We start from the raw sequence: 19086 nt of genomic DNA on the forward strand, positions 1-19086 counted from the left end.
ACCGCCGTCCCCGTCAGCGCGTGCCGACCGCCGCTCGGACGGCCCGCCGGGCCATCTGGCAGTCGTCGTGCAACCGCCTCAGCAGCAGCCGCTGTTCCTCGCCGGACGACGCAGCACCCGGGTGGGCCGCTCCCGGTGCCGCCGGGGTCGTGTCGTGCATCGAACGCTGCACGGCCGTCTCATAGGCGCGGATCTCGCGGGTGAGCACGAGCATGAGGTTGACCAGGAAGGCGTCGCGTGATGCCGGTCCCGCGGACTGCGCGATCTGGCTGATCTGACGCCGGGCCGCCGGGGCGTCACCCAGGATCGCCCACAGCGTCGCCAGGTCGTACCCGGGCAGATACCAGCCGGCGTGCTCCCAGTCCACCAGCACCGGACCCGCCGGCGACAGCAGGATGTTCGACAGCAGGGCGTCGCCGTGACAGAACTGGCCCATGCCCTGCCGGCCCGCCGCGTGGGCGATCCCGTGCAGCAGCTTCTGCAGGTCGCCCATGTCCCGGTCGGTGAGCAGCCCCAGTTCATGGAAGCGGGCGATCCGCTCCGCGTAGTCCAGCGGGGCCTCGAAGGTACCCGCCGGGGGGCGCCATGCGTTCAGCCGGCAGATCGCGCCCAGTGCCGTCCGGATGTCCGCACGGGGCGGCGCCTCCACCGGATGCCGCTGCAACGCCGCCACCCGGCCCGCCGTCCGCTCGATGACCAGGGTGCAGTGGTCCGGGTCCGCCGCGATCAGCCGGGGCACCCGCACGGGGGGCCGGTGCCGGACGAACGACCGGTATGCCGCTATCTCGTGCCGGAACCGCTCGGACCAGATGGGGGAGTGGTCCAGTAAGCACTTGGCGACGGCCGTACTGCGCCCGGTGGTGCCGACGACGAGCACGGAGCGCCCGCTGCGGCGCAGCACCTGCACCGGGGTGAACTCCGGACAGATGCGATGGACCGAGGCGATCGCCGTACGCAACTGTGCGCCCTGGGGGCCGGAAAGATCGATTCTTCCGCTGAGCGGGGGTGCGCCGGCGCCCGCGACGCGTCGCGCGCGCCCGGCACCGAGCGTGGGGGCCGGCGGCCGCACGGGGTCGAGGTAGGGGCCGCCGACGCCCGGGCGGGGGCGCAGCGACCGGGGCGGGGCGGACACGGAGGACGATGCTGTGTACATGGTCGGTACAGATCCCTTCGTGTGCCTGCGAGTTCCGCGCCCCCGATCCGGCCGCCGCAGACGCACCCTGGGGAGTGCCCCTGCGGCGGCCGGGTCGGGATGGCGCGTTCCTACCTGACACCCGTCGGCCACTGGCACACCATCTGGCGCACCCTGGCGAACCCTGGCGAATAGTCCCGGAGCAACTGTCAGAGGGCTACTGTCAACTCAGCCGAGAACCTGGGGGCTTGACGTGAGCGGACAGACCAACACCCGCCTCTCGGACCTGTTCGGCCTGGCCGGCTGGTCCAAGGGCGAACTCGCGAGGCTGGTCAACCGGCAGGCGGCGGCCATGGGCCACCCCCAGCTGGCGACCGACACCTCGCGGGTGCGGCGGTGGATCGACATGGGAGAGATCCCGCGCGATCCCGTGCCGCGGGTGCTGGCGGCTCTGTTCACCGAGCGGCTCGGCCGTGTCGTGACCATCGAGGACCTCGGTCTGGTCCGGCAGAGGCGCGTGGGGAGACGGCGTGACGACGGGAATGCGGAACACCCCGACGGAGTGCCGTGGGCGCCCGAACGGACCGCTGCGGTCCTCACCGAATTCACGGGAATGGACCTCATGCTCAACCGACGCGGCTTGGTGGGCGCGGGCGCCGCGCTCGCCGCAGGCTCCGCACTCAGCAGCGCCATGCACGACTGGCTGCACACCGACCCGGCCCTGGCGGCCGATGCCCCCCGCTTCGACGAACCCCTGCACGCCGAACCCGCCGGATACGACCGCTACGAGGCCGCCCCCATCGGGTGGCAGGAGATCGAGGAACTGGAGCGCTCGGTCGAGGTGTTCCGGGCCTGGGACGCCGCCCGCGGCGGCGGGCTCCAACGCAAGGCCGTCGTGGGCCAGCTCAACGAGGTGGGAGGCATGCTCTCCTACCGTCACCCCGACCATCTGCAGCGGCTCCTGTGGGGCGTCGCCGCCAACCTCGCCGTCCTCGCGGGCTGGATGTCGCACGACATCGGTCTGGAGCCCACGGCGCAGAAGTACTTCGTCATCGCCGCCCATGCGGCCCGTGAGGGCGGCGACCGGCCCCGCGCCGGGGAGGCGCTCTCCCGCGCCGCCCGTCAGATGGTGCATCTCGGCCGGCCCGACGACGCACTCGATCTGATGCAGCTCGCCAAGTCCGGCTCCGGTGACCAGGTGCTGCCGCGCACCAAGGCCATGCACTGCACCATCGAGGCCTGGGCCCAGGCCTCGATGGGCAAGGCGCAGGCCATGCGGCGCACCCTCGGCGAGGCGGAGGACCTCTTCGTCTCCGACAAGTCGGATGTCCCGCCGCCCAGTTGGATGCAGATGTTCGACGAGGCGGATCTGCACGGGATGCAGGCCCTGGCCTACCGCACCCTCGCCGAACACGATCCGGGTGCGGCCGCCGTCGCGCAGCGCCATGCCAGGGAGGCGCTGGAGCTGCGGGGGACCGGCCGGGAGCGGTCGAAGATCTTCGACCACATCTCCCTGGCGTCGGCCTGCTTCATCGCCGACGACCCCGAACAGGCCGACCGTTACGCACGCCTGGCCCTGACGTCGATGGGGGCGAACTCCTCCCACCGCACCTGGGACCGGTTGCGCGAGATGTACCGGCTCACCGGGCAGTACTCCAGCTACCCGAAGATCCAGGACCTGAGGGAGGAGATCGAACTGGCCCTGCCCAAGATGCTGCCGAAGCGCCGGGGCGGCACCACCGCGCAGGCGTGAGGGAGCTCGACACCGAGGGGCCGTGACCCGCGGCGGCGTGGGAACCGCCCGTCAGGACACGACCTCGGTGACCGGCACAGCGGCGTCGTCCGCACGCCCGCTCTCACCGGACTCCGTCATGACGGTCCGCAGGCAGTCCAGTGCCATGCGGCCCCTCGTGAAGAGCGGAACCGGGTCGAGCGGCATCCGGACGGTCGTCGGCAGGGGCCTCTTCCCTCTGCCGACGGACGACCGTTGAGGCCGCCCCGAGCGCAACACCGGCCGCCGTCACCTTGTGCCCCGCCCCGCTGCGGAACAGCAGCGGGGCGGGGCGCTCCGCTGAGAGACGGGACGGCATGACGCGCTCCGATACGGGGGACGACCAAAGCCTTGGGAAGGACCGGTACGACTGTCGCACAGCATCCGCTGCCCCGTAAGGGATTTGGCAATACCCGATCCGGTGGTGCTCCTGGCATATGCCACAGGCGTCCCTGGGGGCCCGCCGCGTCTCAGTAGCGCAGCACCCCGGCGATGCCCTGGGCGTCGCCGAGGGCGCCGTCCGGGACGAAGCGGACATCGGCCCCCGTGTCCAGACAGCGCTCGACGATCTCGTCCACGATGTCCTCGCGGGCGTCGAGGTCGCCGCTGTCGGCCGGGACGAGATGGTCGCCGGCGTCGTCGCGGACCGTCACCTGATAGTTCTCCTCGACCGCCAGAAGCCGGATGCGGCCGTCGGAGGCGTTCTGCCAGACCTCGTCCACTCCCGCCGCGAACGCCTTACGGCCGCGAGCGGACACCAGTTCACGGCTGACCGTGTCGATGCTCCTGCGGTCCTCGGCGGCGATCACCGGCTCGACCGTCTGCCACACCGTCTCCGGGGTGGCGTCGGCCAGCCCGCCGTGCGGGATGTGGATCGCCGTCCCCGCGACGCCCCCGACCTCGGTCAGCAGGGCCAGCGCCGCCGGCTCACCGGTGATGTACAGCGGGCGCGGCTGCCGACGCAGCACCTGGGCCATCGCGGTGTCGACGTCACGCAGGAACTGGCGCGTCCCCTCGTCACGGAACGTGCTCGGGGTGTCCCCGATCTGTTCCCGGCGCTCGGCGTCGAAGTTCTCCTGGCCGCGGACCAGCGGGAAGTCCCCGATGTGCGCCTTGGTGACATGGCCGGCGCCGCCGTTCCACAGCGTCACCCGGTCCGCGGAGAGCGCCAGCACCCAGAACGGCCGTTCGGCGGCCTGCGCGGCGACCAGATTGCGGGTCAGGAAGGTGTCCGAGAGCACCACACGTTCCGGCACCGAGCGGGCCAGCGACCACACCTGGTGCTCGCCGGGCGCCGCGAAGATGATCAGCCCGTCCTCGGTGTGCGCCAGATCGACGTCACCGAGCGCCCGGTCGAGCTGGTCCGTGACATCGATCCGGAGTTCACGGGTGACCGCCGGATCGGACTCCAACTGCTTCTTGGCGTCCGCCAGCACATTGCGCAGCCGGACGCGGTCCTGGGCGTTGTCGGGCTCGCGGCGGTGCGTCGGCGTCAGCACCGACACCGCGGGGTAGGGCCGTGGCCGACGCAGTTCCGCGAGAGTCGAGGGACTGAGAGCGTGCTCCATATGAGCACCTTAGGGCCGATTCGCCCACCGGGCATGCGGGGGAATCGGGACGCAGCGATCACCGCCGGTGACGCCCCGCCGCCGGCCTTCGGTGGCCGCGGCCGACGCCACCGCCGAACCGGTGGGGTGACAGGGCCGACCGGGCCGGGGATGCGCTGATCTCCGTCGCCGCGTGCCACACTCGACGTATAGCTGCCACATGCAACTGGTTTGCCGAGAGCGCGTGAGGCTCAGAGGAGCCGCAGGTGAGGGGCCGTTCCCGGACCGTACGCGGGAGGTGACACATGTGCGGCATCACCGGCTGGATCTCCTACGACCGTGACCTGCGGAACGAGACCGTGACCGTGGACGCGATGACCGAGACCATGGCCTGCCGGGGGCCCGACGCCCGCGGCACCTGGATCGAGGGCCCCGCGGCCCTCGGCCACCGCAGGCTCGCGATCATCGATCTGCCCGGCGGACGTCAGCCCATGACCACGACGACCCCGGAGGGCGCCGTCACCCTGGTCTACTCGGGAGAGGCCTACAACTTCACCGAGCTGCGCCGCGAACTGACCGGCCTGGGCCACAGGTTCAGCACCGACTCCGACACCGAGGTGGTGCTGCGCGCCTACCTCGCCTGGGGCGAGGCGGTCGCCGAGCGGCTGAGCGGCATGTACGCCTTCGCCATCTGGGACGGCCGCCACGACAAGCTGGTGATGATCCGCGACCGGATGGGCATCAAGCCGTTCTACTACTACCCGACCGCCGACGGCGTCCTCTTCGGCTCCGAGCCCAAGGCGATCCTGGCCAACCCGCTGGCCACCGCCCGGGTCTGCCTCGACGGGCTGCGGGAGCTGTTCGCGATGGTCAAGACGCCCGGCCACGCCGTCTGGGACGGCATGTACGAGGTCGAGCCCGGCACCGTCCTCACCCTCGACCGGAAGGGCCTGCACCGGGGGGTCTACTGGCGGCTGGAGACCCGTCCGCACCTCGACGACTGCGCCACCTCCGTCGCCACCGTCCGCTCGCTGCTGGAGGACATCGTCCGCCGACAGCTGGTCGCCGATGTGCCGCGCTGCACCCTGCTGTCGGGCGGTCTCGACTCCTCCGCGATGACCGCCCTGGCCGCCCGGCAACTGGGCGAGCAGGGCGAGAAGGTGCGCAGCTTCGCGGTGGACTTCGTGGGACAGACCGACAACTTCGTCGCCGACGAACTGCGCGGCACCCCCGACACTCCCTTCGTGCACGATGTGGCCCAGGCCAGCGACACCGAGCACCAGGACATCGTGCTCGACGCGCAGTCCCTCGCCGACCTCGACGTACGCGCCCGTGTCATCCGCGCCCGGGACCTGCCGATGGGCTTCGGCGACATGGACAGCTCCCTGCTCCTGCTGTTCCAGGCGATCCGCGAGCACTCCACGGTCGCGCTGTCGGGGGAGTCCGCGGACGAGGTCTTCGGCGGCTACCTCCAGTTCTTCGACGAGGAGGCCCGGCGTGCCGACGCCTTCCCCTGGCTGGTGCAGTTCAGCCGGCACTTCGGCGACGACGCCGCCCTGCTGCGCACCGATCTGACCGACGCCCTGGACCTGGAGTCGTACATCGCCGACTCCTACCGCACGGCCGTGACGGACATCCGGCGGCTGGACGGCGAGAGCGACTTCGAGTACCGGATGCGGCAGATGAGCCATCTGCATCTGACCCGCTTCGTCCGGATCCTGCTCGACCGCAAGGACCGCACCAGCATGGCGGTCGGTCTCGAGGTGCGGGTGCCGTACTGCGACCACCGGCTCGTCGAGTACGTCTACAACACCCCCTGGGCGCTGAAGTCCTTCGACGGCAGGGAGAAGAGCCTGCTCAGGGAGGCGACCGCCGACCTCATCCCGAAGTCCGTGTACGACAGGGTCAAGAGCCCCTATCCCTCGACCCAGGACCCCAAGTACGCGCTGGCCCTCCAGGAACACGTCAGGGACCTCCTCGCCCGGCCCGACCACCCGGTCTTCGACCTGGTCGACCGTGAGCGGGTGGATCGGGCCGCCCACCGCGACACCCCCCAGATCACCCAGGCCTCCCGTCGGGGCCTCGAACGCACCCTGGACCTGGCGCTGTGGCTCGACCTCTACTCACCGGAGGTGTCCCTCAGCTGACGCCGGAGGCGTCGGGCCGGCTGGCCGGCCCGGTTCAGTGCGACCGGCCCGGGCCGCACGAACTGCCGTCGGCCGGCAGGGAGCCGTCCAGGAGGAAGGAGTCCACCGCGGCGTGGACGCACCGGGAGGCCGCGTAACCGGTGTGGCCCTCGTCCCGGTTGTCCAGGACCACTGCCGAGGGGCCGAGCCGCCTGGCGGTCTCCACGGTCCAGCTGTACGGGGTCGCGGGGTCCCCACGGGTGCCGACGAGCAGCATCTTCGGGGTGTGCACGTCCTTCACCTGCTCCCGGATGAAGTCCGTGCCCTTGGGGCGTCCGTAGCACAGCAGCACCTGGGAGAGCCGGGACCGCCCGAAGACCGGGGAGGCCTTGTCGTAGGACTCGCGCAGCCGGGCGACGTCCCGGGTGATCCGGTCGGCGCTCGGCCGGTCCGGGTCGTCGGCGCAGTTGATCGCCACCAGTGCGGCCGGCAGATTGTCGGCGGGTACGTCCCCGGGGCGGGCCAGCCGGCCGGACGGGTGCCCGCGGTAGGGGAGGGCCGTACCGACGGCGAAGAAACGCATCAGGTCGCCGGGGTCGCTCTGCTTCACCAACTGGGACAGCCCCTGCTCCAGCGTGGGCCACAGCTGCTTGCTGAACAGGGCCTGCCCGATCGCGCCGACCAGGTCCTGCCCCGAGAACGGCGGCCCGCCGGCCGTCGGCAGCGGATTGCGGTCCAGGGAGTGCACCAGCCGTACGACCGTCTCCCGGGCCGAGCGGCCGTCACGCCCGAAGGGGCAGGAGGCGCCCTTGACGCACCAGTCGAGGAAGTCCTCGAGCGCGATCTGCTGCCCCCGCGCGGCGGACAGCCCCTGCTCGGCCAGGGGTTCGGTGAGGGTGTCCACACCGTCGAGCGCCATCCGGCCCACCTTCTCGGGGAACTGGGCCGCGTACACCGCGCCCAGCCGTGTGCCGTAGGAGAAGCCGAGGTAGTTCAGCTTCTTGTCGCCGAGCGCCTGGCGCATCACATCCAGATCGCGGGAGGCGTCGACCGTGCCTATGTGCGGCAGGACCGGACCGGAGTGCCTGGCGCACCGCTCGGCCGTCTCACGCGTCTGTTCGAGGGCGGTGCGTGGATCGGTCGCGTCGGCGGGGGCCTGCTGCGCGGGCGCGTCCTCCGTCCCCTCGCCGCAGCTGACCGGCGAGGAACGTCCGACCCCGCGCGGATCGAACGTCACCACGTCGTAGCGGTTCGTCAGATGCATGAACTTCTTGCCGCCGTCGGTGGCGAGCTGCGGAACGCCGGCTCCGCCGGGGCCGCCGAAGTTCAGCAGCACCGAGCCCCGGGACGTGCCGGTCGCCCGGTAGCGGGCCATCGCCAGCTCGAGCGTCCCGTCGCCGGGCCGGTCGTAGTCGAGGGGAACCGTCACCTTTCCGCACTGGAGGTCCCGGGGCATGTCCGCACCCTCGCAGGCGGACCAGGTGATCCGCTGACGGTAGAAGCGGGACAGCTCGGAGTCCGTGTCGACGGTGACCGCGGCCGGCAGTGTCGCTCCCAGCAGAACGAGCACCGCGGAGGTGACCGCAGCCGTGTTGAGCGCGGGGCTGGTGTGCGAGGACTGCATCGGCGCCTCCGGGGTTGCTCCGAATCGGTGATTCCGGCGACGGACCTCCGCTCACGATAGGCGGGCCCCGCAGGGCCCGCCTCCGGGCGGGCGGGACCGGCCGGCATGCCGTACGGTTCGCCCTCGCACACGTGGCCCGGCGCCCGACCCGACCGGGTGATGGCCTCTTCACCGGATTGATCGGCCACCACTCGATGGGGTGAAAGGCAGATAAGCCATAACTCGGATCGTTCGTCTGCGTTTACCGGGTGCGGGCAAATGCTCGTGACGATGTCTGGAAGGCAGAGAACCTATGAAACGGGCTACCCGAAATGGTTTGATCGCCGCGGCCGCCGCCTCGGGGGCGCTGGCCGTGACGTTCCCGGCACACGCCGATTCCGCGGCGAACGGTGCCGCGACCGGTTCGCCCGGACTGATCTCCGGCAACACCGTGCAGATCCCGGTGCACATCCCGGTCAATGTGTGCGGCAACACCGCGTCGGTGGTGGGGCTGCTCAACGCGGCCAAGGGCAACATCTGTGCGAACGAGGGCACCCATGCGGCCGGTTCCTCGTCGCAGGGCGGTGTCTCCGGCGGGGCCGTCTCCGACGGATCCGTCTCCGGCGGCGGCGCCTCGGCGTCCGGCGGCGCGCACGGCTCGTCGGGGGTGCTCTCCGGCAACAGCGTGGAGCTGCCGATCCATGTCCCGGTGAATGTGAGCGGCAACTCGGTGGACGTGGTGGGCGTCGGCAACTCTTCCGCCGGCAACACCTCCACCAACACCTCCAGCACCCACCGCCCCGCGCCGCGGCCCTCCGTCCCGGCGACGGTGCACACGCCCGCGGCGCCCGCGCAGCCGGAGATCGACCCGCAGCCGGTGGCCGCCCTCGCCCACACCGGGGCGGACGCGACCCTGCCCGCGCTCGCCGGAGGCGCGGCCCTCGTCCTGGGCGGCGGTGTGCTGTACCGCCGTTTCCGTCCGGGATCGGTCCGCTGAGCCGAGCGGTTCCGCATGTCGGTGAGGGTCCCGTCGTACGAACGACCGGCGGGACCCTCACCGCCCTCGAAGCCGGAGAGCGCCGGGCGCCGTGACATCGCCCGGAAGCCGCGGAACGTGAAGAAGACCGTCGGAGCGGGCGATCACCGCACCGCCCGGCCCTCATGAACCCGGCCCTCATGGACCCGGCCCTGATGAACGGAGCTCGACGATGACCTCTGCCGGCCCCGAGGATCTCGTCGTCACCCGGGCGGCGCTCGCCGAGTGGTCGGTGATCAGCGGTTGGGCGGCCGACGAGGGGTGGAACCCGGGACTGTCCGACGCCCCCGCCTTCTTCGCCCAGGACCCCGAGGGCTTCTTCATCGGCCGGGTCGGCGAAGAACCCGTCTCGGCGATCTCCGTCGTCAACTACGACGCCGACTACGCCTTCCTCGGCTTCTATCTCGTACGCCCGGATCTGCGCGGCCGCGGCCTGGGCCTGGCCACCTGGAGGACCGCCCTCGCCCACGCCGGCAGCCGTACGATCGGCCTCGACGGAGTCGTCACCCAGCAGCACAACTACCGCCGGTCCGGCTTCGAACCCGCCCACCGCACCCTGCGGTTCGCCGGAGCGGTGCCCGCCACCCGCCCGGCGCCCGGAGTGCGCCCGGCCGGCGAGGACGACCTGGACGCCGTCACCGAGTACGACGCCTCCTGCCATCCCGCCGACCGCCCCCGCTTCCTGAAGCACTGGCTCAGCGCTCCCGGTCACCGGGCCTTCGTCCGCCTCCGGGACGGCCGCCTGACCGGCTGCGCGGTGATCCGCCCCGCCCATGACCGCCCGCGCATCGGACCTCTGTTCGCCGACACGGCCGAGGACGCCGAGGCGCTGCTCCTGGCGACGGCCGCCGCGGCCGCCGGAGGGGAGGTGGCCCTCGACGTCCCCCTGTCGAACCCGGCGGCCGTCACCCTCGCCGAACGCTTCGGCCTCAGCCCGTCCTTCGAGACGGCCCGTATGTACACGGGGCCGGTGAGACCCTTCGCGGCGGACCGTGTATTCGGGGTGACCACTCTGGAACTCGGCTAGCAATTCAAGGCACAGGGCCCAGGAGCGGAAAACGCGTTGCCGACGTCTCGGCCCGATGCTGGAGTTGAAGCATGGATCATGCTGCGGTACTGGCTCTGTTCGACCGGGAGACACGAGAGGGCGCCCGCCCCGAGGGACCCGGCACCCGTGTCGAGCGCGGTGCGCGGGTGGTGCGCCGGATCGGGGCCGCACACGGCTGGAACGGGATCGTCTGGTCGGACCTCGACGAGTCCACCGCGGACGAGGCGATCGCCGAGCAGATCCGCTGCTTCACCGGACTCGGCCGGGAGTTCGAATGGAAGCTCTATGGGCACGACCTGCCGGCCGACCTGGGGGAGCGGCTGCGGGCGGCCGGGTTCGCCCCCGAGCCCGAGGAGACCGTGATGGTCGCCGAGATCGCCGGTCTGGCCCTGGACGTCGAACCACCCGAGGGCATACGGCTGGTGCCGGTCACCGACGCGACGGGCGTGGACCTCGTCGCGGATGTGCACACCAAGGCGTTCGGCACGGACAGCACATGGTTGCGCCACCAACTTCAGGCCCAGCTCATCGACGACCCGGACCATGTCGTCGTCGTGGTGGCCCTCGCGGGCGACGAGCCGGTGAGCTCGGCCCGCCTGGAACTCGTGCCCGGCACCGGTTTCGCGGGCCTCTGGGGCGGTGGCACCGTCCCCCACTGGCGCGGCCGCGGCATCTACCGGGCTCTGGTCGCCCATCGCGCCAGGATCGCAGCCTCCCGCGGCTACCGCCATCTTCAGGTCGACGCGACCGACCGGAGCCGCCCGATCCTGGCCCGCCTCGGCTTCGAGGCGCTGACCACCACGACGCCCTATCTGTTCCTTTGACCGCCCGTCCACGGGAACCGGCGCCTTCGGACGGCCCCGCCATGACGCCGCGCCCACCCGGTAGCCCGGGTGGGCGGGACCGCACGGCACGGCCCGCCTGACCCGGCCACCACGGCACCGTCAGCGGTGTGTCTTCGCCCGGTCCAGCGCCGCGACCCCCAGCGCCGCCAGACCGATCTGGATGAGCCACTCGATCCAGTCGACCCCCTTGGTGTCGGCCACACCGACGGCGGCGGCGATCCCGGATCCGATGAAGGCCGCCACGATGCCGACGAGGATGGTCCACAGGACGCCGATGTGCTGCCGGCCCGGCACGACAAGCCGGCCCAGGACGCCGATGATCAGCCCGATGACGATGGCGCCGACGATGCTCGAGATCTCCATCTCCCCTTTGTCTCCCTGCCGTTCGGTGAAACCCCCGCAGTAGTGCATCTGCCCACTGTGGTCGGCAACAGTCCGTTCCGTTTGACGGGGAAGGTCCGTCAGGTCGAAGCGGCCACGGGTTCGAAGGCCTGGCAAGGGGCGACGCCTTCCGATGATGGAGGCTTTTGCGTTGCTTGCCCCAACTACTCTCAACCCCGGCAGCCACTACAGGAGCGGGCGGACTCGGGGCTCTACGCGGCGATGCCGCGTGTCGATACGGAGGCGGACACCTGTGCGAAGATCGCCGCGTGAACGACCTGCGCTTCCGTCTTGCTCACGACACTGATCTTGCCGCTGTAGTGCGTCTGCGTGACGACGCCGCCCGCTGGATGCTGGCCCAGGGTGTCACTGATCAGTGGCGGCCTGGTGAGCTGGGCGGGGATCACTTCCGCCGGGTCATGGAAAGCGGGGAGCTATGGCTCGCGGAGGCTGCCGATCGTGTGGTCGGAGCCTGGGAGCTGTGGTGGGAGGACGAGGACGCCTGGGGGCCGCAACCGCCGACGGCCGGCTATGTGCACCGGCTGATGGTTGACCACGGCAGTGTCCCGCCCGGGACAGGGCGGAAACTTCTGCGAGCCGCGGAGCGCCGTGTGGCCGAAGGGGGCAGAGCGTTGGTACGTCTGGACTGCCTGGCCGGCAACACACGCCTCAATGCGTACTACCTCGACGCCGGCTATCGAGTTGTCGGGCGCAAGGAAGGCAAGCCACAGCCAGGCGGTACGCCGAAGTCGTTCACGCTTCTCGAAAAATCCGTACGGGACGGAGGAGAAGAGTCTCCCGCATGAAGCGCGCCGCCATGACGACGACGCCGGGGAGTGTCGCGGCGCGCTGGGAGACGTCAAGGCTGCTCGACACCTGTCCCCACGGCCGGGACAACTCGGCCGGAGCCGAACTGCCGGGCGGAACGGACGACTTGCAGGAGTGATGCGCATCCGGCGCCGACGGCACGGGATCGCCGTGACGATCGCCGCACGGGCCGGCTGGCAGTTCGGCCGTCGGTGTCGCGCTCAACCGGGCGGTCGCCCACCGGCCTTCGACGCCGCGGGAGACGGGCATGCGGTGCCCGAGCCGGACGAGGGGCCTGCCGTGCGTCCGTTCCGGCCGGTCGGACGCCCGACGGAACCCGTACCGTGCCGGGTTCCGGCAGGGCTGTCCGGGGGCGGACTGCCGTACCTCGGCATGGCATGGTGCGACGGCCCGGTCATACAGTGCGCGAGGGGGGAAGGCGATTCTCGGCCGTGATCGTTCCGATGATTTCGGGACGAGCCGGGGAAGGCCGTTGTCCGGTTCGGGCCGCCCGGCAGCCGCCGGTGAGGGCACGGTCGGCGCCCGGACCGGTGCGGCGGGGGGCAGGGGGGTGATCCTGCTTCGGTGGCTCATGCATGCCTCCGTCGCACCGGTCCCGGGGGGCTCCTCGACGTCCGTCCGGTTCAACCGAAAGGACTTGGCTGTGGCCAGTCAAACCGGCGACGCTCCGCAGCGGCGTCGCTCCACGACTCTGACCGTCGGCACGGTGGGCGCGGTCGCCCTCGCCCTCGTGCTCTGCGGCTGTTCGTCGGGCCCCGACTACCAGGGGGTCTGCGCCGACAAGCGGACCGGGACCCGGGTCGACGACAGTTTCTGCGAGCACGGCAACAAGAGCGGCGGCTCCGGTGGTTACGGCTGGTGGTACGCCCGCAGCGGCAGTCGGGTACCGGCCGTCGGCCAGACTCTGCCCAAGGCGGGCGGCGGAGAGGGATTCGTCTCCCCGAAGTCGGGAAGTGTCGTCCGCGGCGGATTCAGCGCCCACGGCGGAACGGTGGGGGGCTGACCGATGCGCCGTGAGCCTCGCACCCCGCGACCGGGCTGGGAACGGAAGGTCGTGGAATCGGGTCTGCCGTTCCACACGGTGGCGCTGCCCGGTGGGGGAACACGCCCCTACTGGAACGAGTCGGCCGCCTATGTGCTCACCTCGGCGGAGGTGGAGTATCTGGAAGACGTCACCGAAGAACTGCACGGGATGTGTGTGGCGGCCGCCCGGCACATCCTCGACCGGGGGGACACCGCCAGGCTCGGCATCCACCCCGACTGGGTGGAACCCATGCGGGAGACGCTCCAGGACGATGCGCCGAGCATCTATGGGCGCTTCGACTTCGCCTGGGACGGCACCGGTGACGCCAAGATGTACGAGTACAACGGGGATGTGCCGGCCGCCCTGCTGGAGGCCGCCGTGGTGCAGTGGGAGTGGATCGAGGACGTCCACCCCGAGCGCGACCAGTTCAACACCATCCACGAGCGGTTGGTGAAGGCATGGCAGGAGCTGACACCCCGGCTGGGGCACCAGGTGCACTTCGCGCACTCCGCCGACGAGCCGGACGAGGACATCATCACGGCCGCCTATCTGCGGGACACCGCGACCGAGGCGGGACTCGCCACCGTCGGCCTGACCATGGAGGACGTCGGCTGGCACACCGGTCTCGAGCGCTTCGTCGACGTGGACGACGCACCGATCGACTCCTGCTTCAAGATGTATCCCTGGGACTGGGCGTTCGAGAGCGGCTATGCCGAACAACTGCGCAGGGCACCGCAGTCGACGCGATGGCTGGAACCGATGTGGAAGGCCCTGCTGTCCACCAAGGGGCTGCTGGCCGTCCTGTGGGAGATGTATCCGGGGCATCCCAACCTGCTGCCGTCCTCTCTCGACGGTCCGCACGGTCTGGACGAATGGGTGGCCAAACCGCTGTGGGGCTGGGAAGGGGCCTCGATCAAGGTCCACACCCATGAGCGTTCCTTCGAACAGGCGGGGCCGTTCGGCGACGGGCCGTATCTGTGGCAGCAGTGGCACCGGCCGCCGTCCTTCGACGGCAACCATATGGTGATCGGCTCCTGGGTGATCGGAGGAAGGCCCGCCGGCATCGGGATCCGCGAGTCCGACGGGGTGGTCACCGACGGCACGGCCCGCTTCGTCCCGCATCTCATCGACGCGCCGCGCTCGTCGCCGGAGCAGGTCGCCGAGTGGCTGAGGGACCACTGAGCGGACCTTGGGCGGTCGATTCACGGGGGCGCTCCCATGAAGCTTGATATTCACGGGGGTCGAGGGATTACGTGAACCTGCCAAGCCCGGTTAGGGTGTCGGCGACCATGGGAGCGCTCCCACGGCCATCCGCGTGCCCCCTGGCACTCTCCGACCCGAGAGCACGGAGGACGACTGTGACACCCCCCGATCCCACCCACCGCCCCGGGACCTCTCCCGGCGCCCTGCATACCCGCCTGGCCTCACTCGGGCTCAGGGCCGCCGCCCTGGGCCTGGCGGCCGGGCTGGCGGCGGCCGGAACGGCGCTGGCCACCCAGGTGGAGACCGCTGCGGTACAGGGCGGCCTGCCCGCCGGTACCCAGTTCTACAAGGACCCCGCATCGCAGGTGGTCAAGTGGGCCGCCGCCAACCCCGGTGACTCCCGGCAGCCCGTGATCTCCGCCAAGATCGCGAGCCAGCCGCAGGCCGTCTGGTTCTCCTCGTACAGCCCCTCCACCGTCACCGCGGACGTCGGCAAGGTCACCTCGGCCGCGACCGCCGCCGGTCAGGTGCCGGTGCTGGTGGCGTACGCGATCCCCAACCGCGACTGCGGCGGTGCCTCCGCGGGCGGCGCCCCGGACCTCGCCTCCTACGACAGCTGGGTCCGCGGCTTCGCCGCCGGGCTCGGCGGCGGACCGTCGGTCGTCATCCTGGAGCCGGACTCGATCGCCCTCACCACCTGTCTCAACTCCCAGGAGCTGAGCGCCCGTTACGCCTCGCTCTCGCGGGCGGGCGCCGCCATCCATGCCGCCGCGCCCCAGGCCAAGGTCTATCTGGACGGCGGTCACTCCACCTGGAACAGCGCCTCCGAGCAGGCGTCCCGGCTGCGCAGCGCGGGCGTGCTCACCAACGCCGACGGCTTCTACACCAATGTCTCCAACTTCAACACCACCGCAGGCGAGGTGAGTTACGACAAGGCGATCCTCGCCGCGCTGGGCAACCCGTCCCAGCTGCACGCCGTGGTGGACACCAGCCGTAACGGCAACGGCCCGGCGGGCGGCGGGGCCTGGTGCGACCCCTCCGGGCGCTCCCTGGGCAACTACCCCACCGCCGACACCGGGGACCCGGCGATCGATGCCTTCCTCTGGGTGAAGCCGCCGGGTGAGGCGGACGGCTGCGCGGGCAAGGCGGGCACCTTCCTGCCCGACATCGCCTACGCCCTGGCCGTCAACGCCCCCAATCCGCCGGTCACCTCGCCGCCCACCACGGAACCGCCGACCACGCCGCCGCCCACCACCGAGCCGCCGGCCGGCGCCGCCTGTGCGGTGAGCTACCGCGTCAGCAGCTCCTGGGCGGGCGGCTTCAACGCCGATGTGACCGTGAAGAACTCCGGCAGCTCCGCCCTCAACGGCTGGACGCTGAAGTGGACCTTCCCGAACGATCAGAAGGTCGTCAACGCCTGGAACGCCACGGTGACGCAGTCGGGCAAGGCCGTGACCGCTGCCAGTCTCGACTACAACGGCTCCCTCCCGGCCGGAGGCTCCGCCTCCTTCGGTTTCCAGGGCAGCTCCGGCTCCGCCAACTCGGCCCCCACCGGATTCACGCTCAACGGCGCGTCCTGCAACATCTCCTGACCGTACGTCGGCCCCCTGGCCGGCCCGGTCACCCCGGGCCGGCCCCCGCCCCGCCGGATCCGCGCCGGGCCGCCGTGCATCGCGCGGCGGCCCACACCCCCTCCGGGACGCGGGCCGCCTCCGGTCCGGGACCGGCCGGGTCCGGGTCGGCGCACTAGACAGGCGCGCCGGACGGTCCGGGTCACGCCGGGCACACCCAGACGCACAGTCCCGGCGCACCTCGCCGCGGAGGAGCAGAGCCTGCAGACGGTCGGCGATGCCGGAGGTGACAGTGACCAGCGGAAGCTGTTCTGCGCAGCTCAGGGCCGCAGCTACGGAAGGAGTGCCAGCGCCGCTCCGGTGTTGTGCTCGGCGATCCTCTTCAGGAACGCCCGGTCGGGAAAGTCGCCGTCGAGGAGGCGCAGGGGGCCGGCCACCAGGGACAGGCGCATCGCGAGCGCATAGAGGTCGAGCCGCCGCGGATCGAGACCGGGCCGGGCGAGCGCGGTGTAGTGCCCGCCGAAACGGAGTCGGAGAAATACGTGTTCCCACTCCACGTCGAAGTACATCAGGCCCTCGATGTCGATGAGGACGGGGTGCCTGTCGGCATCGACCAGGACGTGGTCGGGCCCGAGTTCTCCGTGGATCAGCCCGTACCGCCTGCGTAGGTCCACCCGGTCGGCCAGTTCCCGCAGACGGTCGCGCAACGCGGCTTCGGCCGCCGCGATCCGGCCGTCGCGTCCGGCGGCCTCCTCGAGGTCCCGCAGGGCCCGGTCGAGGACCCGCCGCTCGCAGGGCACCTCGGACCCGGGCCTGTGCCGTTCCAGCAGGTCCACTCTGCCGTACCGGTCACCGGGGTGACGGTGCATCACCTCGACCGTCTCGGCGAGGCGGGCCAGGGATTGCGCGGCGCGCCCGGGATCGGTCTCGAAGAGCGCTTCGAGTGTGCCGCCGGGGATGTCCTCGACCACGGCGACGTCCGCAGGGAAACGGCGCCGGGTGTCATCCGTCAGAAGGACCCGGGGAACCCGTGCCCCGAGGCCGTCCAAGCTCCGCCGCGCGGCCAGGAACGGGACGAGCCCGGAGGCGGGCGTGAACGGATCGGCCGGATCCGTCTCGCGCGCACCCGGCCAGAAACTCTCGGTGGCGGCCCAGTTGTAGACGATCACGCTCGGCGTGCGGCCTCCGTCGAGGCGTACCCGGTAGACCCCTTTCCTGCTTCCCCCGCGCAACCGGTCCACCGCGACCACCCGGCGGCCCGCTCCCAGTGCGTCCCGCACGAGCCCCGACAGGTCCTGGTCGTCCATGAGTTGCCGTTGCATCCGCGGAACCTACCGAACACGTCACCGCATGTGCCACCGGACACCGGGACGCCATGTGCCGCGGCTGCCGGCCACGGGCCGGAGCCGAGGACGACCGCCACCACGGCCCCGTTGTCACATGCGTGGGCCCGGCGGTGTCTTCATGTCGAACGGTTTCACCGGCACACGTACAAGGAGACCATCATGACGCCACGTCTTCCGAAGGCCGAGCTCCCCGCGGAGCTCCAGGAGAACCTGATCAAGCAGTTCGGTGTGGTGCCCGAGAACCTCGAGGTGATGTGGAACAGCCCCCGAGCCGCGCGGGCCGTCCAGGAGTTCGCCGGCGAGGTAGGGGCGTGGGACGCGGTCGACGCGACCCTGAAGTCCTTTGCGCATATGGCCGTCGCGGCACAGGTCGGCTGCAGCTGGTGCCTCGACATCGGCTACTTCCAGGCCCGGAAACAGAACCTGGACCTGACCAAGGCCAGTCAGGTGCCGTGCTGGCGCGAGTCGGAGGTGTTCACTTCGCTGGAGCGGGACGTGATGGGGTATGCCGAGTCCATGACGAACACGCCGCCGACCGTCACCGACGCGCAGTACGCGAGCCTGCTCGACCGGCTCGGCCCGGTGGCGATGGCCGAACTCACCGCGTACATCGCCTTCGTCAACCTGGCGACCAGGGCCAATGTGGCGACCGGGGTCCGGTCGCAGGGTTTCTCCGACGTCTGCGAGATCCCGCTGGCCGCACGCCCCGACCGGTCCGGCGCGGCGTCCACCGCATGACCGAGGATCCGTTCGTCGTCCATCGCAGCCTGCTGTTCACCGTCGCCTACGAGATGCTGGGCTCGGCTACCGACGCGGAGGACGTGGTGCAGGAGTCCTGGCTGCGGTGGGACGGTGTGGAGCGCTCGGGGGTGCGTGACCCGCGGGCGTATCTCGTCCGGGTCGTGACACGGCAGGCGCTCAACCGGCTGCGGACGTTGTCGCGCAGCCGGGAGGACTATGTCGGCGAATGGCTGCCGGAGCCGCTGCTGACCAGTCCTGATGTGGCCGAGGACGTGGAGCTCGCGGAGAGTGTCTCGATCGCGATGCTGACCGTCCTGGAAACCCTCGGTCCGGTGGAACGGGCGGTGTTCGTGCTCCGCGAGGTGTTCGAGGTGCCCTATGGCGAGATCGCCGAGGCGACGGACAGATCCGCTGCCGCGGTACGGCAGATCGCGCGCCGGGCCCGCGAGCATGTGGCGGCCCGCCGGCCGCGGGTACGGGTCAGCGGGGCGGAGCAGCAGGCCGTGGTGGAGCGCTTCATGGACGCACTGCGCACCGGGCGGATGCAGGAGCTGATGGAGGTCATGGCGCCCGATGTGGTCCTGATCGCGGACGGTGGCGGGCTCGCGCCGGCCGCGCCGGCTCCGGTTCACGGCGCCGGACGGGTGGCGAAGGTGCTCGAGCGTGTGAACCGGGTGGCGCCCGCGTCCGAGGTGACGACCGTCTGGCTCAACGGCGCGCCCGCGGGCCGGGTCGAGAGCGACGGCGAGGCGGCCACGGTGAGCCTCCTGGTGGAACACGGGCGGGTCACCCGGATCTATGTGGTGCGCAACCCGCAGAAGCTGACGCGGCTGGACGAGCCGTCCGAACTCGTCAGATGACCTCCCGTCGATCCGCCGTCGATC

Annotated in this window: 17 protein-coding genes; 12 read left to right on the forward strand and 5 right to left on the reverse strand. The window is 71.2% G+C overall.

Translation table 11 applies throughout. The annotated features are described in order from the left end of the window. Positions 1–13: 13 nt before the first annotated feature. Complete coding sequence (locus tag CP978_RS32120; RefSeq protein WP_150478349.1) at positions 14–1153, reverse strand: aminoglycoside phosphotransferase family protein; 1140 nt, start codon at positions 1151–1153, stop codon at positions 14–16. A 232-nt stretch (positions 1154–1385) separates the two neighbouring features. On the opposite strand from CP978_RS32120, the gene CP978_RS32125 reads away from it, so the two are divergent. Beyond that, complete coding sequence (locus CP978_RS32125; protein WP_043446831.1) at positions 1386–2885, forward strand: DNA-binding protein NsdB; 1500 nt, start codon at positions 1386–1388, stop codon at positions 2883–2885. 488 nt (positions 2886–3373) lie between these two features. Here the strand turns inward: CP978_RS32125 and CP978_RS32130 are convergent, their stop codons facing one another. Beyond that, positions 3374–4471, reverse strand: a complete 1098-nt coding sequence (locus tag CP978_RS32130; RefSeq protein ID WP_043446833.1) for a baeRF3 domain-containing protein — start codon at positions 4469–4471, stop codon at positions 3374–3376. A gap of 284 nt (positions 4472–4755) precedes the next feature. On the opposite strand from CP978_RS32130, the gene asnB reads away from it, so the two are divergent. Next, positions 4756–6597 carry an asparagine synthase (glutamine-hydrolyzing) gene (gene asnB / locus CP978_RS32135; protein ID WP_043446836.1) on the forward strand — a complete coding sequence of 614 codons (1842 nt, stop codon included), beginning with the start codon at positions 4756–4758 and terminating at the stop codon, positions 6595–6597. Positions 6598–6631: 34 nt separating this feature from the next. On the opposite strand, the gene CP978_RS32140 is transcribed toward asnB, so the two are convergent. Then, positions 6632–8200 carry an alpha/beta hydrolase gene (locus CP978_RS32140; RefSeq protein ID WP_043446839.1) on the reverse strand — a complete coding sequence of 523 codons (1569 nt, stop codon included), beginning with the start codon at positions 8198–8200 and terminating at the stop codon, positions 6632–6634. A 316-nt stretch (positions 8201–8516) separates the two neighbouring features. Here CP978_RS32140 and CP978_RS32145 point away from each other — a divergent pair, with 316 nt between their 5' ends. The 3 genes from CP978_RS32145 to CP978_RS32155 all read left to right on the forward strand — a co-directional run bounded on the left by CP978_RS32145 (position 8517) and on the right by CP978_RS32155 (position 11087). After that, positions 8517–9176 (forward strand): chaplin, encoded by a 660-nt coding sequence (locus CP978_RS32145; RefSeq protein ID WP_043446841.1) that lies wholly within the window; start codon positions 8517–8519, stop codon positions 9174–9176. 211 nt (positions 9177–9387) lie between these two features. Then, positions 9388–10242 carry a GNAT family N-acetyltransferase gene (locus CP978_RS32150; RefSeq protein ID WP_043446845.1) on the forward strand — a complete coding sequence of 285 codons (855 nt, stop codon included), beginning with the start codon at positions 9388–9390 and terminating at the stop codon, positions 10240–10242. A 71-nt stretch (positions 10243–10313) separates the two neighbouring features. Further along, a complete protein-coding gene (locus tag CP978_RS32155; RefSeq protein WP_043446847.1) occupies positions 10314–11087 on the forward strand; it encodes a GNAT family N-acetyltransferase in 774 nt (257 codons plus the stop codon). A 120-nt stretch (positions 11088–11207) separates the two neighbouring features. Here CP978_RS32155 and CP978_RS32160 read toward each other — a convergent pair whose 3' ends face one another. Next, complete coding sequence (locus CP978_RS32160) at positions 11208–11471, reverse strand: GlsB/YeaQ/YmgE family stress response membrane protein (protein ID WP_043450065.1); 264 nt, start codon at positions 11469–11471, stop codon at positions 11208–11210. Between the two features lie 287 nt (positions 11472–11758). On the opposite strand from CP978_RS32160, the gene CP978_RS32165 reads away from it, so the two are divergent. The 5 genes from CP978_RS32165 to CP978_RS32180 all read left to right on the forward strand — a co-directional run bounded on the left by CP978_RS32165 (position 11759) and on the right by CP978_RS32180 (position 16136). Further along, positions 11759–12295: a GNAT family N-acetyltransferase gene (locus tag CP978_RS32165; RefSeq protein ID WP_079162426.1), complete on the forward strand. Its 537-nt coding sequence runs from the start codon at positions 11759–11761 to the stop codon at positions 12293–12295. Then, complete coding sequence (locus CP978_RS35095; RefSeq protein ID WP_158508374.1) at positions 12292–12435, forward strand: hypothetical protein; 144 nt, start codon at positions 12292–12294, stop codon at positions 12433–12435. The genes CP978_RS32165 and CP978_RS35095 overlap by 4 nt, the downstream gene beginning before the upstream one ends. 525 nt (positions 12436–12960) lie before the next feature. Then, positions 12961–13320: a hypothetical protein gene (locus CP978_RS32170; protein ID WP_144401523.1), complete on the forward strand. Its 360-nt coding sequence runs from the start codon at positions 12961–12963 to the stop codon at positions 13318–13320. A gap of 3 nt (positions 13321–13323) precedes the next feature. After that, positions 13324–14523, forward strand: coding sequence for a glutathionylspermidine synthase family protein (locus CP978_RS32175; protein ID WP_052454420.1), 1200 nt, complete (start codon positions 13324–13326; stop codon positions 14521–14523). A gap of 176 nt (positions 14524–14699) precedes the next feature. Then, a complete protein-coding gene (locus tag CP978_RS32180; protein ID WP_227745569.1) occupies positions 14700–16136 on the forward strand; it encodes a glycoside hydrolase family 6 protein in 1437 nt (478 codons plus the stop codon). 311 nt (positions 16137–16447) lie between these two features. Here the strand turns inward: CP978_RS32180 and CP978_RS32185 are convergent, their stop codons facing one another. Next, positions 16448–17437 carry a phosphotransferase family protein gene (locus CP978_RS32185; protein ID WP_227745570.1) on the reverse strand — a complete coding sequence of 330 codons (990 nt, stop codon included), beginning with the start codon at positions 17435–17437 and terminating at the stop codon, positions 16448–16450. Positions 17438–17620: 183 nt separating this feature from the next. Here CP978_RS32185 and CP978_RS32190 point away from each other — a divergent pair, with 183 nt between their 5' ends. Together CP978_RS32190 and CP978_RS32195 are read left to right on the forward strand one after the other, a co-directional pair. After that, positions 17621–18199: a carboxymuconolactone decarboxylase family protein gene (locus tag CP978_RS32190; RefSeq protein ID WP_043446855.1), complete on the forward strand. Its 579-nt coding sequence runs from the start codon at positions 17621–17623 to the stop codon at positions 18197–18199. Further along, positions 18196–19062: an RNA polymerase sigma-70 factor gene (locus CP978_RS32195; RefSeq protein ID WP_043446858.1), complete on the forward strand. Its 867-nt coding sequence runs from the start codon at positions 18196–18198 to the stop codon at positions 19060–19062. Before CP978_RS32190 ends, CP978_RS32195 begins: the two co-directional genes overlap by 4 nt. Positions 19063–19086 lie beyond the last annotated feature (24 nt).

Origin of the sequence: Streptomyces nodosus, from assembly GCF_008704995.1 — a bacterium.
GTDB lineage: Bacteria > Actinomycetota > Actinomycetes > Streptomycetales > Streptomycetaceae > Streptomyces > Streptomyces nodosus.

Coding starts and splice junctions, on each gene's coding strand:
- CP978_RS32120 (WP_150478349.1), bottom strand. CDS start 1,153: ATGTACACAGCATCGTCCTCCGTGTCCGCCCCGCCCCGGTCGCTGCGC.
- CP978_RS32130 (WP_043446833.1), bottom strand. CDS start 4,471: ATGGAGCACGCTCTCAGTCCCTCGACTCTCGCGGAACTGCGTCGGCCA.
- asnB (WP_043446836.1), top strand. CDS start 4,756: ATGTGCGGCATCACCGGCTGGATCTCCTACGACCGTGACCTGCGGAAC.
- CP978_RS32140 (WP_043446839.1), bottom strand. CDS start 8,200: ATGCAGTCCTCGCACACCAGCCCCGCGCTCAACACGGCTGCGGTCACC.
- CP978_RS32150 (WP_043446845.1), top strand. CDS start 9,388: ATGACCTCTGCCGGCCCCGAGGATCTCGTCGTCACCCGGGCGGCGCTC.
- CP978_RS32155 (WP_043446847.1), top strand. CDS start 10,314: ATGGATCATGCTGCGGTACTGGCTCTGTTCGACCGGGAGACACGAGAG.
- CP978_RS32160 (WP_043450065.1), bottom strand. CDS start 11,471: ATGGAGATCTCGAGCATCGTCGGCGCCATCGTCATCGGGCTGATCATC.
- CP978_RS35095 (WP_158508374.1), top strand. CDS start 12,292: ATGAAGCGCGCCGCCATGACGACGACGCCGGGGAGTGTCGCGGCGCGC.
- CP978_RS32175 (WP_052454420.1), top strand. CDS start 13,324: ATGCGCCGTGAGCCTCGCACCCCGCGACCGGGCTGGGAACGGAAGGTC.
- CP978_RS32185 (WP_227745570.1), bottom strand. CDS start 17,437: ATGCAACGGCAACTCATGGACGACCAGGACCTGTCGGGGCTCGTGCGG.
- CP978_RS32190 (WP_043446855.1), top strand. CDS start 17,621: ATGACGCCACGTCTTCCGAAGGCCGAGCTCCCCGCGGAGCTCCAGGAG.
- CP978_RS32195 (WP_043446858.1), top strand. CDS start 18,196: ATGACCGAGGATCCGTTCGTCGTCCATCGCAGCCTGCTGTTCACCGTC.